The organism is Gordonia alkaliphila (genome assembly GCF_039542465.1).
Taxonomy (GTDB): Bacteria; Actinomycetota; Actinomycetes; order Mycobacteriales; family Mycobacteriaceae; genus Gordonia; species Gordonia alkaliphila.
Genome location: NZ_BAABIE010000016.1, coordinates 84,459 through 93,468, shown reverse-complemented (window position 1 = coordinate 93,468; position 9,010 = coordinate 84,459). Strand labels below are relative to the sequence as shown.

General features: G+C 69.5%; 11 protein-coding genes. 6 read left to right on the top strand and 5 right to left on the bottom strand.

Features of this window, described 5'->3' with window-relative positions; translation table 11 throughout:
• Positions 1-142 precede the first annotated feature (142 nt).
• Together ABD989_RS15660 and rsrA are read left to right on the top strand one after the other, a co-directional pair.
• Complete coding sequence (locus ABD989_RS15660; protein ID WP_308221391.1) at positions 143-787, top strand: sigma-70 family RNA polymerase sigma factor; 645 nt, start codon at positions 143-145, stop codon at positions 785-787.
• Complete coding sequence (rsrA, locus tag ABD989_RS15655) at positions 784-1,059, top strand: mycothiol system anti-sigma-R factor (protein WP_246991745.1); 276 nt, start codon at positions 784-786, stop codon at positions 1,057-1,059. Before ABD989_RS15660 ends, rsrA begins: the two co-directional genes overlap by 4 nt.
• A gap of 81 nt (positions 1,060-1,140) precedes the next feature.
• Here rsrA and ABD989_RS17755 read toward each other — a convergent pair whose 3' ends face one another.
• On the bottom strand, positions 1,141-1,215 hold the full coding sequence (locus tag ABD989_RS17755; protein ID WP_369758845.1) for a 50S ribosomal protein bL37: 75 nt from the start codon (positions 1,213-1,215) through the stop codon (positions 1,141-1,143).
• A 111-nt stretch (positions 1,216-1,326) separates the two neighbouring features.
• Between ABD989_RS17755 and ABD989_RS15650 the strand changes: the two genes are divergently transcribed.
• On the top strand, positions 1,327-1,545 hold the full coding sequence (locus tag ABD989_RS15650) for a biotin/lipoyl-binding carrier protein (RefSeq protein WP_246991743.1): 219 nt from the start codon (positions 1,327-1,329) through the stop codon (positions 1,543-1,545).
• Between the two features lie 15 nt (positions 1,546-1,560).
• Positions 1,561-3,081 carry a sensor histidine kinase gene (locus ABD989_RS15645; RefSeq protein ID WP_345314169.1) on the top strand — a complete coding sequence of 507 codons (1,521 nt, stop codon included), beginning with the start codon at positions 1,561-1,563 and terminating at the stop codon, positions 3,079-3,081.
• 94 nt (positions 3,082-3,175) lie between these two features.
• On the opposite strand, the gene ABD989_RS15640 is transcribed toward ABD989_RS15645, so the two are convergent.
• Both ABD989_RS15640 and ABD989_RS15635 read right to left on the bottom strand, forming a co-directional pair.
• The gene (locus ABD989_RS15640) at positions 3,176-3,430 is read right to left on the bottom strand and encodes a WhiB family transcriptional regulator (protein WP_246991742.1); all 255 of its coding nucleotides are present in this window, start codon (positions 3,428-3,430) and stop codon (positions 3,176-3,178) included.
• Positions 3,431-3,727: 297 nt separating this feature from the next.
• On the bottom strand, positions 3,728-4,690 hold the full coding sequence (locus ABD989_RS15635; RefSeq protein ID WP_345314168.1) for a diacylglycerol/lipid kinase family protein: 963 nt from the start codon (positions 4,688-4,690) through the stop codon (positions 3,728-3,730).
• A 98-nt stretch (positions 4,691-4,788) separates the two neighbouring features.
• Here ABD989_RS15635 and ABD989_RS15630 point away from each other — a divergent pair, with 98 nt between their 5' ends.
• Positions 4,789-5,208: a hypothetical protein gene (locus ABD989_RS15630; RefSeq protein WP_246991738.1), complete on the top strand. Its 420-nt coding sequence runs from the start codon at positions 4,789-4,791 to the stop codon at positions 5,206-5,208.
• Between the two features lie 51 nt (positions 5,209-5,259).
• Positions 5,260-6,051, top strand: coding sequence for a ParA family protein (locus ABD989_RS15625; RefSeq protein ID WP_246991737.1), 792 nt, complete (start codon positions 5,260-5,262; stop codon positions 6,049-6,051).
• A gap of 10 nt (positions 6,052-6,061) precedes the next feature.
• Here ABD989_RS15625 and ABD989_RS15620 read toward each other — a convergent pair whose 3' ends face one another.
• Both ABD989_RS15620 and ABD989_RS15615 read right to left on the bottom strand, forming a co-directional pair.
• Entirely contained in the window at positions 6,062-7,315 is a 1,254-nt protein-coding gene (locus ABD989_RS15620; RefSeq protein ID WP_345314167.1) for an Rv3212 family protein, read from the bottom strand.
• Positions 7,316-7,333: 18 nt separating this feature from the next.
• Entirely contained in the window at positions 7,334-8,962 is a 1,629-nt protein-coding gene (locus ABD989_RS15615; RefSeq protein WP_345314166.1) for a DEAD/DEAH box helicase, read from the bottom strand.
• Positions 8,963-9,010 lie beyond the last annotated feature (48 nt).

Here is a 9,010-nt window from a genome sequence, read left to right as displayed (position 1 = left end):
GGTGATGTGGAACCCGGACGCACCGACGCTCGGCCACCTTGTCGTACCCGCCAGGCATACTCTGCCGCGCAGCCCCCATCCGAAACCGCACAGGCCAGGACGTCACCCCGATGAAATTTCGAGGCTAGACTTGGTGGAGCATATTTCCAGCGAAGGGATAGCTGTGTCGCCATCCGATCCGCACGACGAGCCGACGCCGGAGGAGACCCCGGACGAACTCACCGCTCGATTCGAGCGAGATGCCCTGCCTCTCCTCGACCAGCTCTACGGTGCCGCGCTCCGCATGACCCGCAATCCGGCCGACGCCGAGGACCTGGTGCAGGAGACCTACGTCAAGGCGTTCACCGCCTTCGCGTCGTTCAAGGCCGGTACCAACCTGAAGGCCTGGATGTACCGCATCCTGACCAATACGTACATCAACTCGTATCGGAAGAAGCAGCGCCAGCCGGCGCAGTATCCGACGGACGAGATCACCGACTGGCAGCTCGCCGCCAGCGCCGAGCACACCTCCACCGGGTTGCGGTCCGCCGAGATCGAAGCCCTGGACGCGCTGCCCGACAACGAGATCAAGGACGCGCTCGGCCAGCTGCCGGAAGACTTCCGGATGGCGGTTTACTACGCCGACGTCGAAGGGCTGCCGTACAAGGAGATCGCCGAGATCATGGACACCCCCATCGGCACCGTGATGTCGCGCCTGCACCGAGGGCGCAAGCAATTGCGTGAACTGCTCGCCGACGTCGCCCACGAGCGAGGTATCGGCCGCACCAAGAGTGAGGCCGGCCGATGAGCGGATACGAGGAACTGGACTGCTCGGCGGTACTCGCCGACATCTACCTGCTGCTGGACAACGAGTGCGACACCGGCGCCCGCGATCGGTTGCGCGGCCACATCACCGGCTGCTCGTCGTGCCTGGAGCACTACGAGGTGCAGGACCAGCTCAAAGCATTGCTGCGGCGTAAGTGCGGGGAGGCGGCACCCGAGGGACTCCGCGAGCGGCTGCGCGTGGAGATCCGGCGCACCGTGATCGTGCAGACCACCCAGATCCGCGACGTCGACTGACCCCGCCGGTACCTAGAACAACGGCCCGGCCCCGAGTGAATCGGGGCCGGGCCGTCGGCGTTCCTGGCTGAGCGAGAATGCTCAGGCGTTGGGGCGCTTGCCGTGGTTGGCGGCGTTCTTCTTCCGTGCACGCTTCTTGCGTCCGCGCTTACCCATGACGGGCCTCCTGTCGTTCTCGGGAAGTTCGCCACTGATTCTGTCACGACGGCGCAGATCAGCGGTAATCGCATGCCACGGATTCCCGCGGGGGCCACTAGGATTGACCGCATGATCGAAGACGTGGTCGCAGAGATCGTCGCTACGGTTCTGGAAGTGACCGCCCGCCCGGGCCAGGAGGTCGCCGTCGGCGACACCCTGTTGCTGCTCGACTCGATGAAGATGGAGATCCCGGTGATCGCCGAGTACGAGGGCGTCCTGGACACGGTCACCGTGACGCCGGGCGATCAGATCCGGGCCGGCGACGTGCTGGCCACTTACCGGCACTGAGCGGGGCCGTCGCCGATGGCCACGCTGCACGATCTCCTCGCCGAGCACACCGCTCTCTCCGAAGCCGCGGCCCTGCACCTGCAGCGTCTCGTCGCCGAATGGCAGCTGCTCGCCGACCTCTCCTTCGCCGACTACGTCCTCGCCGTCCGCGGCGCCGACGGTCAGCTGGTCTATGTGGCGCAGGTGCGCCCGAACACCGCGTCGACGCTGTTCCAGCACGACGAAGTGGGGCACCGGGTGCAGAATCCGGCGAGTCCGCAGGGCGACAACCCGCTCGTCGAGGCGGCCTATGCGAGCGGCCGGATCGAGCGCGACGCGGCGCCGGTGCGGTTCGGCGACCTGCTGGTCCATCGGATCGCGGTGCCGGTGACCTTCGACGGCGAGGTGATCGCCGCGCTCGGGCGGGCCGGTGACGCGGGCGACGCCTTGCCGTCGTCGCCGCTGGAGTCGGCCTACCGGGCCGCCGCCGAGGCGCTGTGCCGGATGGTGGTCGACGGCGTATTCCCGCTCGACGAAGCGAATTCGCTCGGACTGTCCACGCCGCGCGCCGGCGACGGCTTCATCCGCCTCGGCGCCGACGGCCGCGTGGTCTACGCCAGCCCGAACGCGCTCTCGGCGGTGCATCGGATGGGGTGGACGGCCGATCTGGGGTCGGCGCGTCTGGCCGACGTCTTCGCCGAACTGCTGACCGATCCGTTCGATGCGGTCGACGTCGGGGCCATGCTCGACGCCGCCGTGGGCGTCGACGGGAGCGGCCGCCTGCCGGATCCGGATCTGCCGCTGCGCATGGAACTCGATGCGCGCAGGTCCAGCGTGCTGATCCGCGCGGTGCCGCTGCGCGCGGGGGAGGCGGCCGACGGCGCGGTGCTGCTGATCCGCGACGTGACCGAGGTGAAGCGGCGTGATCTGGCGCTGCTCAGCAAGGACGCCACGATCCGCGAGATCCACCATCGGGTCAAGAACAATCTGCAGTCGGTGTCGGCGCTGCTGCGACTGCAGGCGCGGCGCTCGGATAACAGCGAGACCGTGGTGGCCCTCAACGAGGCCGTGCAGCGGGTGTCGTCGATCGCCCTGGTGCACGAGATGCTGTCCGGCAGCGTCGACGAAGTGGTGGATCTCGACGTGGTGGTCGACCGGCTGCTGCCGTCCCTGGTGGACGTGTGGGCGCCGGGCGGCGCCGGCGGGGTGCGGGTGCGCCGGGTCAGTCGGCTCGGGGTGCTGCCGGCCGATCTGGCCATGCCGCTGGTGCAGGTGCTCACCGAGGTACTGCAGAACTCCATCGAGCACGCCTTCGTCGGAGTGACCGACACGGCGGAGCTCATCGTCGACGGGGAACGCGATCTGCGGGGGCTCACGGTGCGGGTCATCGACAACGGCGTCGGCCTGCCCGCCGACTTCGACCTCGCCGCCTCCGACCGTCTCGGCCTGCAGATCGTGCGCACCCTGGTGAGCGGTGACCTCGGCGGCCAGATCGACATGCGGCCCGGTCCGGACGGCCGCGGCACCGTGGTCAGTATTCGGATTCCGCTGCACTGACCGGGCCGGGTGCCGCAGAGAAGCACGAAGCCCGGCCGTGAAGAGAACGGCCGGGCTTCGTGGTGTTGCGGTACTGCAGTCTTGCGGGGCGTCCTTAGACGGCGCTGCGGGCGCGGGTGCGCGCGTTGCGGCGCTTGAGCGCGCGACGCTCGTCCTCGCTCATGCCGCCCCACACGCCGGCGTCCTGACCGGTCTCGAGGGCCCAGCTCAGGCACTCGGCAGTGACCGGGCAGCGCTGGCAGACCAGCTTGGCATCGGCGACCTGCGCGATGGCCGGGCCGCTGGTGCCCACCGGGAAGAACAGTTCCGGGTCTTCATCGCGGCAAATGGCATTGTGACGCCAGTCCATGTCAGTTCTCCTTGAAGCAGGGGCTTCATCGCACGCTCGTTATTCGGGTGCGAGAAGCTCGGGTGTATGTGTTTCGGGCTGTGAAACAGCAGGTGCTTCACCTAGCAGGCGCGCTTAGATCCGGTGCGCACGGGGGTGCCGTTTTGCTGTCTGTATCCGTTGTACTAGCCTGTCTGCGGATTTGGCTAGGGTTAATTCTGGATTGCCGAATAAGTCACAAGGGGTTGGCAAGCACGTTAATCCATGCTTACCAGCCGGTAGCGGGCCGGTGACCTGCGAAAACCTGGTCTGAAAAACCTAGTCTGCAGTGGCGCCGGGGCGGGCGGCTGCGACGTGCAACACATTCGGTCGGCAGCCGAAGGTCATGTCCGTGAAGCGGCCCAGATAGTCGCCGTCCATCTGGACGTCGGCGGGTTCGGAGCCGCTGAAACGCACCCATTCCACATCGTCGTCGCGGTAGAGATGTTTCGCGTGCGGGTTGTCCACGCCGCGGAGCAACTGGCTGCCGAGCATGATGTTGGGGAGCACCGAGATGCTGGTCGCGGCGAAGACACCCAGACCGTGGTCGAAGTCGGTGCTCGGGTTGGTGGCGATCGGGCGGGTGCCGAAATACGTCCACGGCCCGGTGTTGCTCACGAAACCGAAGCGCACGCCCTCGATCGGTTCGCGGTCGGGCACCGTCACGGTGAAGGCGGGCGGCACCACCTTCGAGGAGAAGAAGGCCGCCAGGGTGGTGCCGAAGTAGCGCTGCGCGGTGGCCTTCTTGCCTGCGCGCCGCTTGTCCTCCATCCGGCGCACCACGATGGCGTCCATCCCCATGCCCGAGTTGAACAGGAACCAGCGGTTCAGCGTGTGGCCGAGGCTGATCGGTCGACGACTGCCTGCGTCGAGAAGTTTGATGAGCTGGGCGGTCGCCACGATCGGGTCGCGGTCGATGCCGAGGGCCCGGGCGAACACGTTGGCGCTGCCGCCGGGCACCACGCCGAGGGCCGGCAGCGTGGCCGGGTCCACCGGATCGGGGCGGTCGGGCGTGCCGAGCAGTCCGTTGACCACTTCGTTCACCGTGCCGTCGCCGCCGTGCACCACGATCGCGTCGTAGCCTTCGGCGGCGGCGCGGGCGCCCAGTTCGCCCGCGTGGCCACGGTGCGTCGTGTGTTCCACGTCGACGTCGTACCGCGCGCTCAGCGTGTTCGCCAAGGTGTCGCGACCCGCCGGGGTCGTGAAGGTGGCAAACGGATTGGAAACAAGCATGACGCGCACGAGTGATCAGCTTACCGGTGACCGGGGCGCGGCCGGTCGCGGCGTCCGTCGCGACCGCCGAATGTGAGCATTCGCCGTTCCGCAATAGGCTGGGGAGCGTGAGCAACCCCGATTCGACCACACCGGTACCGCTACCTCTGCGCTGGGCGGGCGGCCTCGTCGCCTTCCAAGGTGCCCTCGGGCTGGCGGTGGCGGTCTTTCTGGTGATTCGGGCCGCGGGCGGCAACCATCACGAGGACTTCATCAGCGGGTACGGCACCGCGCTGTGGTTCGTGCTGATCGGCGGCGGCGTGCTGGCCGGCGGCCTGGCCGTGTATCAGGGTCGACGATGGGGTCGGGCGATCGCGCTCCTCACCCAGTTACTGTTGATTCCGGTGGGCTGGTCGCTGTTGACCGACAGTAATCTCCCGGTGTTCGGTGCGCCGCTCCTGGCGCTCGTGGTGGTGGTCCTGTGCCTGCTGTTCGCGCCCGTCTCGCAGCAGTACTGGGCCGCCGACAGCCTTCCCCCGGACGCGTGAATCCCGACGCCCCGAAATCGGTGTGCGCGGACGCACACTAGGGTTGGGGTTATGACGCGTACGCTCGCCATCGCGAACCAGAAGGGTGGGGTCGCCAAGACCACCACCACCGCCTCCATCGGCGCCGCACTGGCCGACGAAGACGTCTCCGTCCTCGTGGTGGACCTGGATCCGCAAGGCTGCCTTACCTTTTCCCTCGGCCACGACCCCGACGCGCTCACCAAGTCGGTGCACGACGTGCTGATCGGCGCGGAAGACATCGCCGACGTCCTGCTCGACACCGACGACAACGTGACCCTGCTGCCGGCCACCATCGACCTGGCCGGCGCCGAAGCGCTGCTGCTGATGCGGCCGGGCCGCGAGTACGCCCTCAAGCGCGCGCTGGCCGAGGTAGCGCAGGACTACGACGTGATCCTGATCGACTGCCCGCCGTCGTTGGGCGTGCTGACCCTCAACGGGCTCACCGCCGCCGACGAGGTGGTGGTACCGCTGCAGTGCGAGACCTTGGCGCACCGCGGCGTGGGGCAGTTGCTGCGCACGGTCACCGAGGTCCAGCAGATCACCAACCCGGAGCTGAAGCTGCTGGGCACCGTGGCGACGCTCTTCGACGCGCGGACCACGCACAGCCGGGACGTGCTGTCGGACGTGTCCGACCGCTACGACCTCCCGGTGCTGTCGCCGCCGATCCCGCGCACCGTCCGCTTCGCCGAAGCCTCGGCGTCGGGCGCCTCGGTGATGCGCGGCCGCAAGAACAAGGGCGCCACCGCCTACCGCGAGCTCGCCGACAATCTGCGTGCACACTGGGCCGGCGACGAGCTGGCGACCTTCGAACTGTCCGAGTGAGCCGCGCCGGTCACTCGGCGGGCGGGCCGAGGACGACGATCTCGGCCCCGCGCTGCTCGATCACGTAGGGGCCCAGGGTGCGCAGGGACACCATGCCGCGGTAATCGCCGCGGTCCACGGGGATCCGCCGCAGTTCGGCGCCGTTGACCGGATCGCGCACCGTGATGCCGCCGACCACCGGGATCAGTAGGCCGGTGGCCTGCTCGCCGGGGCCGATCGTGTCGGAGATCTGCACCCGCGCCTCACCGGTGGTGCTGTCCAGCACCAGCGTGGACCGGCCGGTCCAGTAGGTGGTCAGGGCCCGAGCGTTCAGCGGCCGGCTGTCGGCCGGGGGAGTCGCCGCGCCCTCGACCGAGCGGGCGCCCCGCTCGATCGCATCGGTGCCGAAGGTGCGCACGGTGGGGCCGGGCCGATTCGGGTCACCGCCGTCGTACACCGTCACGGTGGAGTCGGTCGTCGCGATCACCACGGGGGGCGCGCCCTGCGCGGAGTCGGTGATCAGTTCCGATCCCCACTCGCGGATCTTCTCTTCGTCGGTGAGTGTCGAGGAGAGGATGGTCAGCCGGTAGCCCTCGTCGCGGGAGCAGCGCTCGATCACCGCGACCCGACTGCTGCCGGAGATCGCCGAGTACAGGTGGCAGGCATCCCGGTCCGGGGCGACGTCCGGGTTGACCGGCGCGTCGACGCGCCCGTACTCGATGCCGCGCACCAGGTTGGTGCCCCAGGTCTCCAGTCGGGTGTCGCCGGCGGCCAGCGCGAAGGTCTGATCGTAGGAGAGGGTGATCGAGGCGTCGGCGTCGCTGGTGCGGTTGCCGCGGCGTTCGCCGGAGCTCGCATCGAGCGCGGTCACCTCGCTGCAGCCGCGGCTGTTGCGGTACACGCCGAGGGCGTCGTTGGTTCCGCCCGGCCAGGCGGCGACGGCCGCGCACAGCTGCGCGTCGCGGCGGTAACTCCACAGTTCGCGGCCGGTGGCCGGATCACGGCCGGCCAGCAGGCCGCCGTCGCCAGTGACGACGGTGGCCTTGCCGATGGCCGGGACGTCGGTGGCCGCCGACGGCGCCCGCCACAGTTCGCGGAACGCGGTCGGCAGACTCTCGGTCGGCAGCGCGACGACCGGCTCCTCGGTGGCGGTGCGCAGTTCGGTGGTGCGCGACGGCGCGGTCCACCAGAGCAGGACGCCCGCCAGCACCACGGACGCCGTGATCACCGCCGTGATCGTCAGATCCAGGCGGGTGCGGCGTTCGGGCGCTAAGCGGGCGGCCAAGAGGGGGAGCGGTCGGTGCTAGTCGGCGGCCGGGGCAGCGGCGGCGGTCTCACCGGCACCGGTGCCGCCGGAACGGCGACGACGGCGACGGCGCGGGCGGGTCGCGCCGCCCTCGGCCTTGCCGCCTTCGGTCGGTGCGGTTGCGGCATCGTCGGTCGACGAGGCGGCCTCGGCGGCGGGCGCGGCGCCGTCGGTGTCCGCGGTCTTGCCGCCGCGGGTGCGACGACGGTTCCGGGCCGGACGGTCGGTGCGCGGTTCCCGCTCGCGGCGCGGCTCACGGCGTTCGCCGGAACGCGAGCCCGACGTCGAACCGGAGGGCTTGCCGATGCGGCCGGTGGCGTCGGCGGGCACACCCAGTTCCTCCTGCAGGCGCTCGGACGTCGAGTACGTCTCGATCGGCTCCGGAATGCCCAGGCCCAGGGCCTTGTCGATGAGTTCCCAGCGGTGCAACTCGTCCCAGTCGACGAAGGTGATCGCGGTGCCGGTGCGGCCTGCGCGACCGGTGCGGCCGATGCGGTGCACGTAGGTCTTGTCGTCCTCCGGGCACTGGTAGTTGATCACGTGCGTCACGTCGTCGATGTCGATGCCGCGCGCCGCGACGTCGGTGGCCACCAGGACGTCGATGGTGCCGTCGCGGAACCGGCCCAGGGCCTTCTCGCGGGCCACCTGGCCGAGGTCGCCGTGCACGGCGCCCACCGAGAAACCGCGGTCGGCGAGGTCGTCGGCCACCTTCTGGGCGGTGCGCTTGGTGCGGGTGAAGATCATCGTCGCGCCGCGGCCGTCGGCCTGCAGGATGCGCGCCACCAGTTCGGCCTTGTCCAGGGCGTGCGCGCGGTAGACGTACTGGGTGGTGCGCTCGTGCACCGCGGAGTCGTTGGCCTGCTCGGCGCGAATATGCGTCGGCTGGGTCAGGAAGGTGCGGGCCAGCGTCACGATCGGTCCCGGCATGGTGGCCGAGAACAGCATGGTCTGGCGCGGCGTGGGCAGGGCGCCCATGATGCGCTCGATGTCCGGGAGGAAGCCCAGGTCGAGCATCTCGTCGGCCTCGTCGAGCACCAGGATCTGAACCTTGCCCAGCACCAGGTGGCCCTGTTGGGCCAGGTCGAGCAGACGGCCCGGGGTGCCGACCACCACGTCGACGCCGGCCTGCAGCTCAGCGATCTGCGAGTCGTAGGGGCGGCCGCCGTAGATCGCGGTCAGCTTGAGGGGGCGGTTGGCGGCGGTGTCACTGCCCGCGGCGGTCAGCGCGTCGACGGTGACGCCCTTGGCGGCGGTCTGCAGATCCTCGTGGACCTGGATGCAGAGCTCGCGGGTGGGCACGATGATCAGGGCGCGCGGAGTGCCGTCGAGCGGGCGCAGGCCGAAGTCGGCGGCGTGCACCAGGCGGTGCAGCAGCGGGATGCCGAAGCCGTAGGTCTTGCCCATGCCGGTGCGCGCCTGACCGATGAGGTCGCTGCCGGCCAGCGCGAGGGGCAGCGTCAGTTCCTGGATCGCGAAGGTGCGGGACTTGCCGTCGGCCTCGAGGGCGGCGACGATCGCGGGGTCCACGCCGAGTTCGGCGAAGGTGGGGGCCTGGTGGTCTTCGGCGACGATGGTGGTCTGCACGTCGTCGTTCGGATCTGTGGCGGTGCTGATATCCGTGGTCATGATTGGTTTTGGTGCCTCTCGTGTGCGTCGTGCACGCACTCGTCAAGC

Coding starts and splice junctions, on each gene's coding strand:
- rsrA (WP_246991745.1), top strand. CDS start 784: ATGAGCGGATACGAGGAACTGGACTGCTCGGCGGTACTCGCCGACATC.
- ABD989_RS15625 (WP_246991737.1), top strand. CDS start 5,260: ATGACGCGTACGCTCGCCATCGCGAACCAGAAGGGTGGGGTCGCCAAG.
- ABD989_RS15615 (WP_345314166.1), bottom strand. CDS start 8,962: ATGACCACGGATATCAGCACCGCCACAGATCCGAACGACGACGTGCAG.
- ABD989_RS15640 (WP_246991742.1), bottom strand. CDS start 3,430: ATGGACTGGCGTCACAATGCCATTTGCCGCGATGAAGACCCGGAACTG.
- ABD989_RS15645 (WP_345314169.1), top strand. CDS start 1,561: ATGGCCACGCTGCACGATCTCCTCGCCGAGCACACCGCTCTCTCCGAA.
- ABD989_RS15650 (WP_246991743.1), top strand. CDS start 1,327: ATGATCGAAGACGTGGTCGCAGAGATCGTCGCTACGGTTCTGGAAGTG.